Annotated in this window: 13 protein-coding genes, 1 tRNA gene and 1 pseudogene; 9 read left to right on the top strand and 6 right to left on the bottom strand. The window is 63.0% G+C overall.

Features of this window, described 5'->3' with window-relative positions; genetic code table 11:
* Window positions 1-30: 30 nt before the first annotated feature.
* Entirely contained in the window at window positions 31-1,251 is a 1,221-nt protein-coding gene (locus H040_RS13595) for a winged helix-turn-helix domain-containing protein (protein ID WP_027919489.1), read from the top strand.
* Here H040_RS13595 and H040_RS13590 read toward each other — a convergent pair.
* Window positions 1,232-2,578, bottom strand: a complete 1,347-nt coding sequence (locus H040_RS13590; RefSeq protein WP_027919488.1) for a class II 3-deoxy-7-phosphoheptulonate synthase — start codon at window positions 2,576-2,578, stop codon at window positions 1,232-1,234. The genes H040_RS13595 and H040_RS13590 overlap by 20 nt on opposite strands.
* Before the next feature lie 117 nt (window positions 2,579-2,695).
* Between H040_RS13590 and H040_RS13585 the strand changes: the two genes are divergently transcribed.
* Complete coding sequence (locus H040_RS13585; RefSeq protein ID WP_027919487.1) at window positions 2,696-3,451, top strand: spermidine synthase; 756 nt, start codon at window positions 2,696-2,698, stop codon at window positions 3,449-3,451.
* A gap of 332 nt (window positions 3,452-3,783) precedes the next feature.
* Window positions 3,784-5,497, top strand: a pseudogene (locus H040_RS13580) (DEAD/DEAH box helicase).
* A gap of 171 nt (window positions 5,498-5,668) precedes the next feature.
* On the opposite strand, the gene H040_RS13570 reads toward H040_RS13580, so the two are convergent.
* Window positions 5,669-6,436, bottom strand: coding sequence for a DODA-type extradiol aromatic ring-opening family dioxygenase (locus tag H040_RS13570; protein ID WP_027919485.1), 768 nt, complete (start codon window positions 6,434-6,436; stop codon window positions 5,669-5,671).
* Window positions 6,437-6,537: 101 nt separating this feature from the next.
* Between H040_RS13570 and H040_RS13565 the strand changes: the two genes are divergently transcribed.
* Entirely contained in the window at window positions 6,538-7,188 is a 651-nt protein-coding gene (locus H040_RS13565; protein WP_027919484.1) for a thiopurine S-methyltransferase, read from the top strand.
* A 120-nt stretch (window positions 7,189-7,308) separates the two neighbouring features.
* Here H040_RS13565 and htpX read toward each other — a convergent pair whose 3' ends face one another.
* Together htpX and H040_RS13555 are read right to left on the bottom strand one after the other, a co-directional pair.
* Window positions 7,309-8,196 (bottom strand): protease HtpX, encoded by an 888-nt coding sequence (htpX, locus tag H040_RS13560; RefSeq protein ID WP_027919483.1) that lies wholly within the window; start codon window positions 8,194-8,196, stop codon window positions 7,309-7,311.
* Window positions 8,197-8,631: 435 nt separating this feature from the next.
* The gene (locus tag H040_RS13555) at window positions 8,632-9,843 is read right to left on the bottom strand and encodes a pyridoxal phosphate-dependent aminotransferase (RefSeq protein ID WP_012313392.1); all 1,212 of its coding nucleotides are present in this window, start codon (window positions 9,841-9,843) and stop codon (window positions 8,632-8,634) included.
* Between the two features lie 169 nt (window positions 9,844-10,012).
* Here H040_RS13555 and msrB point away from each other — a divergent pair, with 169 nt between their 5' ends.
* Together msrB and H040_RS13545 are read left to right on the top strand one after the other, a co-directional pair.
* Window positions 10,013-10,414: a peptide-methionine (R)-S-oxide reductase MsrB gene (gene msrB / locus H040_RS13550; protein ID WP_027919482.1), complete on the top strand. Its 402-nt coding sequence runs from the start codon at window positions 10,013-10,015 to the stop codon at window positions 10,412-10,414.
* A 2-nt stretch (window positions 10,415-10,416) separates the two neighbouring features.
* Window positions 10,417-10,905, top strand: coding sequence for a glutathione peroxidase (locus H040_RS13545; RefSeq protein ID WP_027919481.1), 489 nt, complete (start codon window positions 10,417-10,419; stop codon window positions 10,903-10,905).
* Here the strand turns inward: H040_RS13545 and H040_RS13540 are convergent.
* A complete protein-coding gene (locus H040_RS13540) occupies window positions 10,895-13,249 on the bottom strand; it encodes a hybrid sensor histidine kinase/response regulator (protein WP_027919480.1) in 2,355 nt (784 codons plus the stop codon). The two genes, H040_RS13545 and H040_RS13540, sit on opposite strands and share 11 nt — an antisense overlap.
* Before the next feature lie 199 nt (window positions 13,250-13,448).
* Here H040_RS13540 and H040_RS13535 point away from each other — a divergent pair, with 199 nt between their 5' ends.
* Window positions 13,449-14,336 (top strand): ATP-binding protein, encoded by an 888-nt coding sequence (locus H040_RS13535; protein WP_027919479.1) that lies wholly within the window; start codon window positions 13,449-13,451, stop codon window positions 14,334-14,336.
* Window positions 14,337-14,338: 2 nt separating this feature from the next.
* Window positions 14,339-14,821 carry a GAF domain-containing protein gene (locus tag H040_RS13530; protein WP_027919478.1) on the top strand — a complete coding sequence of 161 codons (483 nt, stop codon included), beginning with the start codon at window positions 14,339-14,341 and terminating at the stop codon, window positions 14,819-14,821.
* A 102-nt stretch (window positions 14,822-14,923) separates the two neighbouring features.
* Here H040_RS13530 and H040_RS13525 read toward each other — a convergent pair whose 3' ends face one another.
* Window positions 14,924-15,691, bottom strand: a complete 768-nt coding sequence (locus H040_RS13525) for a hypothetical protein (protein WP_027919477.1) — start codon at window positions 15,689-15,691, stop codon at window positions 14,924-14,926.
* 337 nt (window positions 15,692-16,028) lie between these two features.
* Between H040_RS13525 and H040_RS13520 the strand changes: the two genes are divergently transcribed.
* Window positions 16,029-16,104 (top strand) — tRNA-Glu (locus tag H040_RS13520).

Genomic DNA, 16,104 nt, shown 5'->3' with positions numbered 1-16,104 from the left:
GCCGGTAGACCCACCACAGGGAGCCCAGGCTTGGCGCTCAAGATGTCCATCAACCAGGCCCGCCGTCTGGCCTTGTCAGCTCAGGGCTTTGGCAAGCCACCCGAAGCTACTCCAGCGCTGCCGGCACTCAAGCGCATGCTGCAGCGCCTGGGCGTCGTGCAGATCGACTCGGTCAACGCCGTGGTGCGCTCCCATTACCTGCCGCTGTTCTCCCGCCTGGGCGACTACCCGCCGGCCATGCTCGACCAACTCGCCTGGGGCCGTGGCCGTCAGCGCCAACTGTTCGAATACTGGGGTCACGAAGCCTCGCTGCTACCTCTCAGCCTCCACCCGATGCTGCGCTGGCGCATGGCCCATGCCGCCGATGGCCGCGGCATCTACCGCCAGCTTGCGCAATTCGGCCGCGAACGCCAGGACGTGATCGCTCGCGTGCTGGCCGCCGTGCGCGAACAGGGCGCGCTGGGCGCGGGCAGCCTGTCCACCCGCCAGGAACGGGCCGGCCCCTGGTGGGACTGGAGCGAAGAAAAACATGCGCTGGAATGGCTATTCGCCGCCGGTGAAGTAACGGTGGCGGGGCGCCGCGGCTTCGAACGGCTTTACGACCTACCGGAAAAAGTACTGCCCAAAGCGATCCTCGATCAGGCGCTGCCGTGCGAAGCCGAAGCCCATCAAGGCCTGATGTTGCACGCGGCCACGGCCCTGGGCGTGGCAACCGAACGCGACCTGCGCGACTACTTCCGCCTTGAGCCCGCTCAGGGCAGGGCGGCACTGGACGAACTGGTTGCCGATGGCCGTTTGCAGCCGGTCGAGGTGCAGGGCTGGAAGCAGTTGGCCTACTGCGCCGGCTCACCACGTATCCCCCGGCGCATCGAAGCCAGCGCATTGCTGTCGCCATTCGATTCTCTGGTCTGGGAACGCAGCCGCACCGAGCGGCTGTTCGATTTCCACTACCGCCTGGAGATCTACACCCCGGCCCACAAACGGGTATATGGCTACTACGTGCTGCCATTCCTCTACCGCGAGCGCATTGCCGCGCGCCTGGACCTGCGCGCCGAGCGCGCCCTGGGGCAACTGGCGGTACACGCCGTGCATACAGAGTCGATAGCGTTGGACGATGAGGGGTATCAAGCCCTGGCGGGTCATCTGTTGCGCATGGCCCGGTGGCTGGGCCTGGAGCGGGTGCAATTGAACTGCCCTCGGGCAGAGGGCAGCCGGTTGCGTCAGGCTTTGCTCAGCGCCGTACCTGCTTGAGGGTTTCGGCGATCAGGAAGGCCAGTTCCAGCGACTGATCGGCGTTCATCCGCGGGTCGCAATGGGTGTGATAGCGGTCGGACAGGGCATCCTCGGTGATCGGCCGGGCGCCGCCGATGCATTCGGTGACGTTCTGCCCGGTCATCTCGATATGGATGCCGCCGGCATGGCTGCCCTCGGCCTGGTGCACCTGGAAGAACTGCTTCACCTCGTCGAGGATCTGCGCGAAGTCGCGGGTCTTGTAGCCGCTGCTGGCCTTGATGGTGTTGCCGTGCATCGGGTCGGAGCTCCACAGCACCTTGCGCCCCTCGCGCTCGACGGTACGGATCAGCCCAGGCAAGTGTGCGCCGACCTTGCCGGCGCCCATGCGAACGATCAGGTTGAGGCGGCCGGGGTCGTTGGCCGGGTTCAGCGTGTCGATCAGGCGGATCAGCGCTTCGGGGTTCATGCTCGGGCCGACCTTGACCCCGATCGGGTTGTGCACGCCGCGCAGGAACTCGACATGGGCGCCGTCGAGCTGGCGGGTGCGGTCGCCGATCCACAGCATGTGCGCGGAGCAGTCGTAGTAGTCGCCAGTCAGGCTGTCCTGACGCACGAAGGCTTCTTCATAGTTGAGCAGCAGCGCTTCGTGGGCAGTGAAGAAGCTGGTCTCGCGCAGTTGTGGCGCGCTGTCCAGGCCGCAGGCGCGCATGAAGGCCAACGTTTCGTCGATACGGTTGGCCAGCTGGTGGTACTTGTCGGCCAGCGCCGAGTTGGCGATGAAGTCGAGGTTCCATTTGTGCACCTGATGCAGGTCGGCGAAACCGCCTTGGGCGAAGGCGCGCAGCAGGTTGAGGCTGGCGGTGGCCTGGTGGTAAGCCTGCAGCAGGCGCTCCGGGTCGGGTACGCGGCTCTTTTCGTCGAAGCCGATACCGTTGACGATGTCGCCGCGGTACGCCGGCAGGGTGACATTGCCGATGGTTTCGTCACCCGAGGAGCGCGGCTTGGCGAACTGCCCGGCCATGCGCCCGACCTTCACCACCGGGCAGCCGGCGGCGAACGTCATGACGATGGCCATCTGCAGCAGCACCTTGAAGGTGTCGCGGATCTTCGCCGCCGAGAACTCAGCGAAGCTCTCGGCGCAGTCGCCGCCTTGCAACAGAAAGGCGCGGCCCTCGGTGACCTCGGCGAACTGCCGGCGCAGCTCACGCGCCTCGCCGGCGAACACCAGCGGCGGGTAGCTGGCCAGGGTCTGCTCGACCTTGAGCAGGTGCGCGGCGTCGGGATAGGTCGGTTGCTGCTGGATCGGCAGGGCACGCCAGCTGTCAGGGCTCCACGGTCGGTTCATCACAGGCTCGGTATTGTCTGTTTGGGCTGCCTGCCATGGTAACAGTTGGCGCCGCGCTTGTTGCATCCGGGGCGTTGGCGGACAATGCGCGTTTTTGCGCGGGTGGGTGGCAGGTAGATGGCGACGGAGCGGGAAGAAAAGCTGTTGGCCCGGGTCGAGGATGCCTTTGGCGTGATCAGCGTGTACGAGGTGGAAGACTACCGCTTCCTCGAGTTCGGTGATGCCATCGAGCAGAGCTGCGTATTCACCGCCGACCCGAGTTGGCTGGAATATGACTACACCCGCGCCATGCTGGTTGGCGCGCTGTGCCATGAGCAGCCGGAGAGCGCGCTGTTTTTAGGCCTTGGCGCCGGCACCCTGACCCAGGCGTGCATGAAGTTCCTGCCGCTGGAAGACATCGAGGCCATCGAGCTGCGCGCGGACGTACCTCGCCTGGCCATGGAACACCTGGGGCTGGACGATGACCCGCGCCTGTACGTGCGCATAGGCGACGCCCTTGAGTTGCTGCCCACGGCCGAGCAGACCGACCTTTTGTTCGTCGACCTTTACACCGACCACGGGCCCGGTGTCGGGCACCTGGCGTGGAATTTCCTCGAGAACTGCCAGAAGAAGCTGAACCCGGGTGGTTGGCTGGTGATCAACCAGTGGGCCAACGATGATGGCAAGCCGCTGGGCGCGGCGCTGCTGCGCGGGTTGTACCACCGGCATTACTGGGAGTTGCCGGTGAAGGAGGGCAATGTGATCCTGCTGGTGCCGGCGGATCTGGAGCAGGAACTGGACCTCGACGGTTTGCGGGCGCGGGCCGAGGCCTTGGCGCCGCGGTTGGGCTATGGCCTGGAAGGCTTGATTCGCGAGATTCGGCCAGCTACCTGAGATCGAGTCGCCCTTTCGCGGGCTTGCCCGCGAAAAGGGCGACTCGGATTACAGGTGGGAATCGATTCAGCAGGTCAGGGTTGATGGCCCGGTACTGGCCGTAGGGCCAGAAAAATTTACTCACCCCCTGGCATTAATTCGGGTATAGTACGCGCCGGTCTTTTAGCGGACCTCAAAATCAGGTGGTGCAAATCCTCCGAGTCCAGCTTCGGCTGCACGTCCGCTAGGCGGACCTTCTCAAGTTTTTCTTTTTCAATCGTTTTCGCAAATCCCCGCCGACAAAGCTGCCTGGGTGACCGTCCGGTCTTTCAAGGCATGTGCAGCTTTGCAGCATGGGTCTTTGCGGATGCACTTAGAGGCAGACCCATGACCCAGGAAACCGGCGGCTTCGCCGCTCTCGATCTTAATCCGAACATTGTTGCTGCCGTTCTGGCGACCGGCTATGAAGAGCCGTCCGCCATTCAGCAACAATCGATCCCGATCATCCTCGCCGGTCACGACATGATCGGCCAGGCGCAGACTGGCACCGGCAAGACCGCTGCCTTCGCCCTGCCGATCCTCAACAAGATCGATGTGAGCAAGCGCGAACCGCAAGCCCTGATCCTGGCGCCAACCCGTGAGTTGGCGCTGCAAGTAGCCACCGCTTTCGAAACCTACGCCAAGCAGATGCCTGGCGTTAACGTGGTGGCCGTATACGGTGGTGCTCCGATGGGCCCGCAGCTGCGTGCCATTCGCAACGGCGCGCAAATCGTCGTTGCCACCCCGGGCCGCCTGTGCGACCACCTGCGTCGTGACGAGAAAGTCCTGTCGACCGTGCAGTACCTGGTACTGGACGAAGCCGACGAAATGTTGAAGCTGGGCTTCATGGACGACCTCGAAGTGATCTTCGATGCCATCCCGGCCAGCCGTCAGACCGTACTGTTCTCCGCAACCCTGCCGTCGTCGATCCGCTCGATTGCCGAACGCCACCTGCGCGAGCCCAAGCACGTCAAGATCCAGAGCAAGACCCAGACCGTCACCGCGATCGACCAGGCTCACCTGATGGTCCATGCCGACCAGAAGATCCCGGCTGTTCTGCGTCTGCTGGAAGTCGAAGAGTTCGACGCGCTGATCGCCTTCGTGCGTACCAAGCAAGCCACCCTGGACCTGGCCGCCGCGCTGGAAGCCAAGGGCTACAAGGCTGCTGCGCTGAACGGCGACATCGCCCAGAACCAGCGTGAGCGCGTGATCGACTCGCTGAAGGATGGGCGCCTGGACATCGTCGTCGCCACCGACGTCGCTGCCCGTGGTCTGGACGTACCGCGCATCACTCACGTGTTCAACGTCGACATGCCGTACGACCCGGAATCCTACGTGCACCGTATCGGCCGTACCGGCCGTGCCGGTCGCGATGGCCGTGCACTGCTGCTGGTCACCCCGCGTGAGCGCCGCATGCTGCAGGTGATCGAGCGCGTGACCGGGCAGAAGGTTGCCGAAGCCCGTCTGCCGAACGCCCAGGCTGTACTGGACGCCCGCATCAAGAAGCTGACCTCGAGCCTGGCGCCGCTGGTTGCCGAAGCAGAAGCCACCCATGGCGAACTGTTCGACCGCCTGACCGCCGACCTCGGTTGCAGTGCACGTGCCCTGGCTTCGGCCCTGCTGCGCAAGGCCACCAATGGCCAGGCGCTGGACCTGGCCGCGGTAGAGCGCGAGCAGCCGCTGGTGCCGAGCTTCGCCCCGCGTGGCGAGCGTGCCGAGCGTGGTGAGCGCACGGAGCGCAGCGATCGTGGTGACCGCGAGCGTCGTGCGCCAATGCCGCTGGCCGAAGGCCGTGTGCGTTGCCGTACCGCCCTGGGTGCCCGTGACGGTATCGCCGCCAAGAACCTGCTGGGCGCGATTCTCAACGAAGGTGGCCTGGCCCGTGACGCCATCGGCCGCATCCAGGTACGCGACAGCTTCAGCCTGATCGAGCTGCCGGAAGATGGCCTCGAGAAGCTGCTGACCAAGCTGAAGGACACTCGTGTAGCCGGTAAGCAACTGAAGCTGCGCCGCTACCGCGAAGATTGATTCTGAAGCAATGAAAAATCCCCGGCCTAGGTCGGGGATTTTTTTGCCAGTACTATTTTGGGGCTGCTGCGCAGCCCTTTCGCGACACAAGGCCGCTCCTACAGGGATCGCGTATCGCTTGTAGGAGCGGCCTTGTGTCGCGAAAGGGGCGCAAAGCGCCCCCGGTAATCTTCAGTCGAACCGGTAGATGTCCATTCCCAAGGCGCCCAGGGTGAAGCCCTGGTGCACAATCCCGAACCTGTCCCCAGCCCCAAGGGCAAAGAACAACGGCAGCAAATGCTCATCACTGGGATGGTTGCGCGCCGCAAATGGCGCCTGCTTCCGGTAGTCCAGCAGCGCAGCCTGGTCATCCGCCTTCAACCGCTCCACCACCCAATCCCTGAATGCCAGTGCCCACGGCTCGATCACATCCGGCCCGGCGTGCCAGTCCAGTTCGCCCAGGTTATGGGTGATGCTGCCGGAGCCGATCAGCAGGATACCTTCGCGCCGCAGCCCTGCCAGCGCGTGGCCGACCTTGATCTGCAGTGCAGGCCCCATCTGGCTTGGCAGGGAAACCTGAATCACCGGCAGGCCGGCATCCGGATACATCAGCGACAAGGGCACCCAGGCGCCATGGTCGAATGGCCGCTGTGCATCCAGGCGCGCCGGCAGGCCCGCAGCGTTCAACAACTCACTGACTTGGCTGGCAAGGGCGGGCTCACCTGGCGCCGGGTACTGCACCGCGTACAGTGCCGGCGGAAAACCGTAGAAGTCGTGCCAGGTTTCTGGCTGTGCGCCACCGGTCACCAATAGCTCGCGGCTTTCCCAGTGCGCCGACACCACCACGATCGCTTTCGGCCGTGGCAGGGCATTGGCCAGCCCGGCCAACGCCGGCCCGCTGGCGCCGGGCTGCAGGGCGAGCATGGGGGAACCGTGGGAGATGAACAGGCTGGGCAGCATGACGGGGTCCTGAGGGTTAAGATGCAATCATCTTCGATCAAGTACAGATCGAAATCCAAACCAAGTTTTACCCGCAATCCATCTAAAAATCGGGAGTGATCATGGAACCTGCGTTTTGGCAGAAGCGATGGGACGATAACCAGATCGGTTTTCACCGCACGGACGTCAACCCCTTCCTCCAGTCGCATTGGCTCAAGCTGGCACTGCCCGTGGGCAGTCGCGTACTGGTGCCGTTGTGTGGCAAGAGCCTGGACATGGCCTGGCTGAAGGAGCAGGGGCACCGGGTGCTGGGCGTGGAGCTGTCCCGGCGGGCGGTGGAGGACTTTTTCCGCGAGCAGGCGTTGCCGGTGCAGGTGTCGGAGCAGGGGGCATTCGAGGTCTGGCGCAGTGGCGACATAGAGGTCTGGTGTGGCGATTTCTTTGTGTTGCAGGCGCAAGACGTTGCCGATTGCATGGGTCTCTACGACCGTGCCGCGGTCATCGCCCTGCCGCCCGAGATGCGGGCGCGCTACATGGCACATCTGGCGAAGGTGCTGCCTACAGGGTGCAAAGGGCTGCTGCTGACCATGGATTACGATCAGCAACTGCTGGCTGGCCCGCCTTTTTCGGTGCCGGATGATGAAGTGCGCCGAGGGTATGCGCGTGGCAAAGTGCAGGTGCTGGACGAACGGGAGGTCATTGAAGAAAGCCCGAAATTCCTCCAGGCCGGTGTCGAGAGCGTGGTGGAGCGGGTGTATCAAGTACAGTTCTGAATAATGTGTTTGCTGTGCCGGCCTCCTCGCGGGTAAACCCGCTCCCACAGGTGCGCGAAGAGGACGGCACAGGCAAAAGAAAAGGGCGACCGAAGTCGCCCTTTTCTTTTGCCAGGTGGATCAACCGCGGCGGCGCAGGGCCTCGATGCGGTCTTCCAGTGGCGGGTGGGTCATCAGCAGGCCGGCCAGGCCGTGCTTGAGGCCGCCGTTGATGCCGAAGGCCTTCATGGTATCGGGCATGTGCACTGGCAGGCCTTGCTCCACGCGCAGGCGTTGCAGGGCGCCGATCATTGCAGCGGTGCCGGCCAGTTGCGCACCGGCTTCGTCGGCGCGGTACTCGCGGCGGCGCGAGAACCACATGACGATCATGCTGGCGAGGATGCCCAGGATCAGCTCGGCGACGATGGTCGCCACATAGTAGGCGATACCCTGGCCTTCTTCGTTCTTGAAGATCACCTTGTCGACGAAGTTGCCGATGATGCGGGCAAAGAACATCACGAAAGTGTTCACCACGCCCTGCACCAGTGCCAGGGTGACCATGTCACCGTTGGCCACGTGGCCGATCTCGTGGGCCAGCACGGCACGCACTTCATCGGGCGAGAAGCGCTCCAGCAGGCCCTGGGAGACAGCGACCAGGGCGTCGTTGCGGTTCCAGCCGGTGGCAAAGGCATTTGCCTCGTAGGCCGGGAAGATACCGACTTCGGGCATCTTGATGCCGGCTTCGCGGGACAGCTCCTCGACCGTCTGCAGCAGCCACTGCTCATGGCGAGTGCGCGGCTGGCTGATGATCTGGGTGCCCGTGGTCATCTTCGCCATCCACTTCGAGATGAACAGCGAGACCAGGGAGCCGGCAAAGCCGAACACGGCGCAGAACACCAGCAGGCTGCTGAGGTTGAGGTCAACCCCGTTGGCGGCCATGAACCCGTTGAAGCCGAACAGGCTCAGGGTAATGCTTGCAACCAGCACCACCGCGAGGTTGGTGGCTACAAACAACAGAATGCGCATCATGGTTGTTACGTTCTCCTGACGGATAAGTCGTTGCTTACTGCGGGGTATATAAGGTGCCGGCCGCGGCGATTCAATCGGGCGACTATTTCAAACTGTGTACGGCGCAGTATGGCAGAGGATGGCGTGGAGGCTGTGAGACAGAGCGTTGCAGGATGTAAGAAAGGTGCATGCCTTGAGATTTGCGGGGTCTTTGAGATCGAGCGGCGCCCGCGCGGTGCATCGCGGATAAATCCGCTCCTACATTTGTTGCAACGTACCGAACCTGTTTCACCATGGTTGCCCGCCCTGGCGCATGACTTGAGCCGTGCGAACCGGCTGACAACCATGGCGTGTCAGGCATGGCTACGTTGCAACAGATGTAGGCGCGGATTTATCCGCGATGCGCCGCGCGGGCGGCGCTCGATCCCACAGGCATCACCAATGTCCCGTCAAACCTTACTGCGAATAAGTCCGCAGGAAATTGCCAATCCGCCCAATCGCCGCTTCCAGGTCATCCACCCGCGGCAAGGTCACCACACGGAAGTGGTCCGGCCAAGGCCAGTTGAACGCTGTACCCTGAACGATCAGCAGCTTTTCCGACAGCAGCAGGTCGAGGGCGAACTTCTCGTCGTTGAGGATCGGGCAGACCTTAGGGTCGATCCGCGGGAAGGCATAAAGCGCGCCCATCGGTTTGACGCAGCTGACGCCCGGGATGTCATTGAGCAGCTCGTAGGTGCGGTTGCGCTGCTCCAGCAGGCGGCCCGGTGGCAGCACCAGGTCGTTGATGCTCTGGTAGCCGCCCAACGCAGTCTGGATGGCGTGCTGGGCCGGCACGTTGGCGCACAGGCGCATGTTGGCCAGCATGTCGATGCCTTCGATGTAGCTCTGGGCGTGGTGCTTGGGCCCGGAAATGATCAGCCAGCCGGAGCGGAAACCGGCTACCCGGTACGACTTGGACAGGCCGTTGAAGGTCAGGCACAGCAGGTCCGGGGCCAGCGAGGCGGTGCTGATGTGCACGGCTTCGTCGTAGAGGATCTTGTCGTAGATCTCGTCGGAGAACACCACCAGGTTATGCTGGCGCGCCAGCTCCAGCATGCCCAGCAGCAGCTCTTTCGAGTACACCGCGCCCGTCGGGTTGTTCGGGTTGATGATCACCAGGGCCTTGGTGTTCGGGGTGATCTTGGCCTTGATGTCTTCCAGGTCCGGGAACCAGTCAGCCTGCTCGTCGCACAGGTAGTGCACCGGCTTGCCGCCGGCCAGGCTCACGGCCGCGGTCCACAGCGGGTAGTCAGGCGCCGGAATCAGCACTTCGTCGCCGTTGTTGAGCAGTGCCTGCATCGACATCACGATCAGCTCGGACACACCGTTGCCCAGGTAGATGTCCTCGATGGTGACGCCTTCGATTTCTTTCTGCTGGCAGTACTGCATCACCGCCTTGCGCGCGCTGAAAAGGCCCTTGGAGTCGCTGTAGCCTTGAGCGGTAGGCAGGTTGCGAATCACATCCTGGAGGATTTCGTCTGGCGCCTCGAAGCCAAACGGCGCCGGGTTGCCGATGTTCAGCTTGAGGATGCGGTGGCCTTCCTCTTCCAGGCGTTTGGCGTGCTTGAGCACTGGGCCGCGAATGTCGTAACAGACATTGGCGAGCTTGTTCGATTTGCTGAACTGCATGATGTGATCCCGATTGAGAATACGCGGTGCGCCGCCGTCGAAAGGTTTGAAAGGGCGGGGCGCGGGTGCCAGACTTGGAGCCCGTGCACACGAAGCCACCTAATATACGTGCCACCCGCGCTACGGAAAAGACGGCGCGAGGTGAAATTCAGCCTGCCGAGGTCCCCACATGCAAAAGATCGACAAAACCCTTGAAGAATGGCGTGCGATGCTCGACCCGGAGCAATACCAGGTGTGCCGCCTCAAGGGCACCGAGCGGCCGTTCAGCGGCAAGTACAACAGCGAACGCCGCGCTGGCATCTACCATTGCATCTGCTGTGACCTGCCGCTGTTCGATTCGCAGACCAAGTTCGACTCCGGCTGCGGCTGGCCGAGCTTCTACGCGCCGATCGAAGAAAGCGCGATGATCGAGATCCGCGATACTTCCCACGGCATGATCCGCACCGAAGTCACCTGCGCCCAGTGCGACGCTCACCTGGGCCACGTATTCCCCGACGGACCGCCGCCAACTGGCTTGCGCTACTGCATCAACTCGGTATGCCTGGACTTCAAACCCCACGACGGAGCCTGATAATGGCCGGATCGATGCTGGATATCCCCTGCGTGACCCTGGGCGGCGAGCAGAAAAAGCTCGGCGACTTTGCTGGCAAGGCGCTGCTGGTCGTCAACACCGCCAGCCAGTGTGGCTTCACCCCGCAATACAAAGGCCTGGAGCAGCTGTGGCGGGACTACCGCGAGCGTGGCCTGGTGGTGCTGGGCTTCCCTTGCAACCAGTTCGGCAAGCAGGAACCGGGCGATGCACGGGAAATTGCGTTGTTCTGCGAAGCCAATTTCGGCGTGAGTTTCCCGCTGTTCCGCAAGGTCGAGGTCAATGGCCCCGGTACTCATCCGCTGTTCGTCGAACTGAAACAGCGCGCACCGGGCTTGCTGGGCTCGCAGAAGATCAAGTGGAACTTCACCAAGTTCCTGGTCGACCCGGCCAGCGGCAAGGTTGTGCGCTATGCGCCAACCACCAAGCCCCAGGCCCTGGAAGCCGACATCGAGCGCCTGCTCAGCCGCTGAGCGGCACCCAGTGGTCGATCAGTGCCAGTAGCTCCTCGCGGCGGAACGGCTTGGCCAGGTAGTCGTTCATGCCTGCCGCGCGGCAGCGCTCACGCTCCTCGGGCATGGCGTTGGCGGTCAGGGCGACGATCGGCAGCTCTGGCCAACGCCCGCTCTGGCGAATGCGCCGGCTGGCCTCATAGCCATCCATCACCGGCATGTTGCAGTCCATCAGCACCATGTCGAAGTCTTCCCGCTCCAGCCATTCCAGGGCCTCGGCGCCCTGGGTGGCGAGTTGTACCTGGCAGCCGAGCTTGGCCAGCATACCTTTGGCGACCAACTGGTTCACCGGGTTGTCCTCCACCAGCAAGATACGCGCGCGGCCTTCGTTGGCCGTGAGCGGTGGGGTGGCCAGTGGGTGCTCCGGGGCATGCCCCTGCAAGGTGCGGCGCAAGGTCTGGTACAGCGCGTTGCGCGACAGTGGCCGGGCCAGCTGATGCAGGGGTGCCAGTTGCGCCGATTGTTCGCTGGACAGGAAGTTGCCGTAAGCAGTTACCAGCAGGATCGGTGCCTTGAGTGCCGGGCGCAGCTGAAACAGGTGTTCCAGGTCGTCAGTGATCAGCAGGTCGATGCTGTTGTCGATGGCTGCGCCACTGTCGTGCCGTTGATAGTCGAGGCCCCAGCCAGGCAGCAGAGCCTGTAGCAGTTCGCTGAGGCCACTGCCGGCGTCGCTGAGGGCGACGACTTTGCCCTGCAGGGCTGCCGGTGCAATAGCCTCGGTATGCGTAGTCAGCGGCAGCTCGGCGCTGAAGCGGCTGCCAAAGCCCGGTTCGGATTGAATGTGCAGGTGGCCCTGCATGGCCTTGCACAGGTTGCGGGTCAGGGCCAGGCCCAGCCCTGTGCCACCGTACTGGCGGGTGATGCCGACGCCAGCCTGGGTGAATGGCTGGAATATCCGCGCCTGGGCATCTTCGGGGATGCCGATGCCGGTGTCACGCACTTCAAGGCGCACACCGCCGACGATGCGTACCAGGCGCACATCGACGCGGCCGAAGCGGGTGAACTTGAGGGCGTTGGAGAGCAGGTTGCTGACCACCTGGCGCACCCGCGTGGGGTCGCCGAGCACCGAGCTTGGGAAGTCGCCGGCGATCAGGCAGGTCAGCTCGACGCTTTGTGCGGCATTCTGCGACAGCAGGTTGGCGGTGTCTTCGACCATGGCGCCCATGTCGAAGGGAATGCGCTCCAGCTCCAGCTGCCCGGCGTCGAACTTGGACAGGTCGAGAATATCGTTGAGCAACTCCACCAGCACCTTGCCCGAGTCGTGGGCGATCGACAGCTGCTGGCGTTGTTCGCCGGCCAGGGGGCTGTCCAGGGCCAGGGCGATCATGCCGAGCATGCCGTTGAGCGGGGTGCGGATCTCGTGGCTCATGTTGGCCAGGAAGGCGGCGCGTGCCTGAGCCATGTCGAGGGCGCGCTGGCGGGCCTCTTCCAGCTCCTGGTTGGACTGGCTGAGGCGGCTGTTGCTGGCCTTGAGTGCTTCGGTGCGGGCCGAGACGATGTCTTCCAGCTCGTTCAGGTATTGCGTCAAGCGGTTTTCCGCGGTGCGCCGCTGCTGAATTTCGGTGGCCATGCTGACGAACTGCTGGTTGGCGACCTTGACCAGCACGCCGATCTCATCGAGTTCGTGGCCAGGCGGGCAATCCACCCGGGTCAGCCCGGGCTGGCGAGGGTTGCGGCCAGTGAGGGCGCCGATCACCGTCACCAGCGGCTTGGTCAGCATCATGTAGAACAGCGCCAGGAGGATGCCGGTGAGCACCAGGCTACGGGCGAAGCCGTTGAGCAAGGTGACCCCGGCGCGGTCGAGGAAGCGGCTGCCGAAGGCGTAGGTGTCGACGTCCAGGTACAAGGTGCCGAGGTACTCCTCGGGCATGTGGGTCAGGAACAGGCGGTCCTTGAGCTGGCGCTTCTCGCCGAACAGAAAGTCGCTCAATGGCCGGTAGCGGTCTTGCAGGCGCGGGCGCTCGACATCGGCCAGCACCGTTTCGTTGTTGTCGATCAGCCGCGCACGGATGACCGCCGGTGACTGCAACAGGCCGCGGGTCAGCTCCAGCGCCAGCTCCGAGTCAATGTTGTAGGCGATGCGCGAAGCCGGATCGTGGCTGATTTGCAGCAAAGCCTGCACTTCACGGTTGATGGATGCGTCTTCGCTGGCATAATCGATGCCGATCTGGATGAGACTGAGCAATGTTCCCAGGATGAAGCCGACCAGGACTGTCAACCGGGCTTGCTTGTATGACAGGCGATTGGTGAACTTGATATCCATGAGTCCCGAGCCGGTTTCACGTCCCTTGCGCTGCGCAAGCATAGCCGATCAACCTTGGCTGCTGGCGGGTCTGTCGCACATTCAGCCTTGATTGCTCAATTGCCAGTGCCGGTCTCTTCGCGGCTAAAGCCGCTCCCACAGGTCAACGCATGCCTCAAAGGCAGTGATATCCCTGTAGGAGCGGCTTCAGCCGCGAAGAGGCCGGTACAGCAGCCGTGAATCTGAATTTGTAGGAGTCGTCATGGACGCTCGCTTGAATAGTTTCCTGGAGCGCGCCGAATCGGTGCTGGCGCGTCTCGAACCCCTGCTGCCGGCGCCGCGCCCGCACATCGACTGGGGCACCACCCTGGCCGCGCGCTGGCAGCGCGATGGCCGCAGTGGCTACCTGCTGCCGCTGGAAGTCAGCCTGGACATCCGCCTGACCGACCTGATCGGCGTAGACAAGCAACGTGAGCAGCTGGGGCGCAACACCCACCAGTTCATCAATGGCATGCCGGCCAACCACGCCCTGCTGTGGGGCTCGCGTGGCACTGGCAAGTCGTCGCTGGTGCGCGCCTTGCTGGCCGAGCATGCTGGCGCCGGGCTGCGCCTGATCGAAATTGAGCGCGACCACCTGGCCGACCTGCCACGCGTCGTCGAGCAACTGCAAAAGCTGCCGCAACGCTTCATCCTGTTCTGCGATGACCTGTCGTTCGAGGCCGGGGAGGGGGACTACCGGGTGCTCAAGAGCGTGCTCGACGGCTCGCTGGAACAGGCGCCGGACAACGTCCTGCTGTACGCCACGTCCAACCGCCGCCACCTGGTACCGGAAAAACAGAGCGACAACGAAAACTGGAAGATGGTCGACGGCGAGTTGCACCCCAACGAAGCGGTGGAAGACAAGATCGCCCTGTCTGACCGTTTCGGCCTGTGGTTGTCGTTCTATCCCTTCAGCCAGGAACACTTCCTCGACGTGGTCGAGCACTGGATTGGCCAGCTGGCCCGCCCTGCAGGCCTGGCCTGGCAGCGTGACGAAGCCCTGGAAATTCTCGCCGTGCGCTGGGCGACCGGGCGCGGCAACCGTAATGGCCGTTGTGCCTATCAGTTCGCCCGCTACTGGGTCGGGCTGCAATTGCTGGAGCAAAAGTAAACATGATCGATCTCAATGCCAGTGGCACCGGCCTCGATGGCTACAACCTGCTGGCAGCGCAAGTGCAGGCGCTGTTTGCCGACGAGCGCGACTTTATCGCCAATGCGGCGCAGTTCTCGGCGTTTCTCTATAACCAGGTGGACGACCTGAACTGGGCGGGGTTCTACCTCAACCGCAACGAAGAGCTGGTGCTCGGCCCGTTCCAGGGGCAGGTCGCCTGTGTGCGCATCCCCTTCAGCAAGGGCGTGTGCGGGGCGGCGGCGGCAACGCGGCAGACCCAGCGGGTGGAGGACGTGCATGCGTTTCCCGGGCACATTGCTTGTGACAGCGCATCCAACAGCGAGCTGGTGATTCCGCTGGTCAAAGAAGGGCGGTTGATTGGCGTGCTGGACCTGGACAGCCCGAAACTGGCGCGTTTCAGTGAGGCGGATCAGGTGGGGTTGGAGAGGTTGGCAGCGATCTTCCTGGAGCTGACCGATTGCTGATGTTGTGTTGACTGTACCGGCCTCTTCGCGGCTAAAGCCGCTCCTACAAAGATCCCTGTGGGAGCGGCTTTAGCCGCGAAGAGGCTGGTACAGGTTTCAAGTTCAGTCGTAGATCACCCGCTTTTTCCAGGTCTCGTCTTCATCGGTCTTGAGCCCTTCGGTCAGTTCGTTCTGCTCATTCTCCGCCGGCTCCATCTTGTCCATCACCTGGGCATTGGCCCGCGCCAGTAGTTTTTCCAGATACGTCAACTGCTCTTCATATACCTTCGGCTCCGGCTGCTTGCGCAGGTACTGCACGCCGCGTTCGAAGGCCAGCCGCGCCTGGCCTGGCTGTTCCTGCTGCAGCGCCTGCTGGCCGAGGTTGTTGAAGAACTCGATATGCAGCAGCACCAGGATGTGGCGGATCTCCTTGACCCATTGCTTGCCCTCGTTGGTTGGCAGCACGTTCTCCTGGGTGGCCTTGACGATCTGGGTGTGTAGCGCCTCAAGCAGGAAGCGCACATCCTTGGCTTTGACTTCGGTCTGGATCGGGCAGGGCGGGTTGTTCACCGGGATCCTCTCGCCCTGGCCGATCAGCCCTTCGAGCTCGGCGATGCGCGCCTTGAAGTCGGCGTTGTGCTTGTCCAGCGCCAGTTGCCGCTGGTTGAGGTTCAACTCCAGGCGAGCCAGCAGCAGCTTCAGTGCCGGGGTCATGAACTGGCCGGGGAAGGTCTCGGTGATTTCGCCACAGCGGCGGACCCGGTCGGCGAGGTCGATCTTCAGTCGCGCACGTTCGAGCTTGCTGTTTTCGACCACGTTGTTGAGGTAGCCGATCACGATCAGCAACGCGATACCCGCTACGATGAGCAGAGTGATCAGAAGTGGTGTCACCGTTAACGCCTCATCCAGAAGTTTTGCTTAATAGAGTGTAGTTGTAGCCGTCGCTGTCGCGAAGGGACCGGCGTGGCCTCCTCGATGCACTTTGTCGGCTGACTGCCAGATTCCTCAAGTGATGGCACTTTGCGACGGCCGTGTCAGAAAATCAACGCCAATCCTTAGGCGTGCCCTCGCGACGCCTTCTATACGGACCGAAGTCATTGATTTAAATAAATTTCTACAAAAGGGTTGACGGGTGTTCGAAGCATCCATAGAATGCGCGCCACTTGCAGCGTAAAGCACACAGCGAAACGCGGCAGGGAGTGAAAGCAGGCAGTAATGTCAGCAGCGTGTCCCCTTCGTCTAGTGGCCTAGGACACCGCCCTTTCACGGCGGTAACAGGGGTTCGAGTCCCCTAGGGGACGCCA

The organism is Pseudomonas sp. URMO17WK12:I7, assembly GCF_003269045.1.
Taxonomy (GTDB): Bacteria; Pseudomonadota; Gammaproteobacteria; order Pseudomonadales; family Pseudomonadaceae; genus Aquipseudomonas; species Aquipseudomonas putida_J.
Note: the sequence above shows the minus strand (reverse complement) of the source record. Positions and strands in the feature narration are given on the sequence as shown.

Coding starts and splice junctions, on each gene's coding strand:
- H040_RS13545 (WP_027919481.1), top strand. CDS start 10,417: ATGGCCGGATCGATGCTGGATATCCCCTGCGTGACCCTGGGCGGCGAG.
- msrB (WP_027919482.1), top strand. CDS start 10,013: ATGCAAAAGATCGACAAAACCCTTGAAGAATGGCGTGCGATGCTCGAC.
- htpX (WP_027919483.1), bottom strand. CDS start 8,196: ATGATGCGCATTCTGTTGTTTGTAGCCACCAACCTCGCGGTGGTGCTG.
- H040_RS13540 (WP_027919480.1), bottom strand. CDS start 13,249: ATGCTTGCGCAGCGCAAGGGACGTGAAACCGGCTCGGGACTCATGGAT.
- H040_RS13535 (WP_027919479.1), top strand. CDS start 13,449: ATGGACGCTCGCTTGAATAGTTTCCTGGAGCGCGCCGAATCGGTGCTG.
- H040_RS13565 (WP_027919484.1), top strand. CDS start 6,538: ATGGAACCTGCGTTTTGGCAGAAGCGATGGGACGATAACCAGATCGGT.
- H040_RS13585 (WP_027919487.1), top strand. CDS start 2,696: ATGGCGACGGAGCGGGAAGAAAAGCTGTTGGCCCGGGTCGAGGATGCC.
- H040_RS13590 (WP_027919488.1), bottom strand. CDS start 2,578: ATGAACCGACCGTGGAGCCCTGACAGCTGGCGTGCCCTGCCGATCCAG.
- H040_RS13555 (WP_012313392.1), bottom strand. CDS start 9,843: ATGCAGTTCAGCAAATCGAACAAGCTCGCCAATGTCTGTTACGACATT.
- H040_RS13530 (WP_027919478.1), top strand. CDS start 14,339: ATGATCGATCTCAATGCCAGTGGCACCGGCCTCGATGGCTACAACCTG.
- H040_RS13570 (WP_027919485.1), bottom strand. CDS start 6,436: ATGCTGCCCAGCCTGTTCATCTCCCACGGTTCCCCCATGCTCGCCCTG.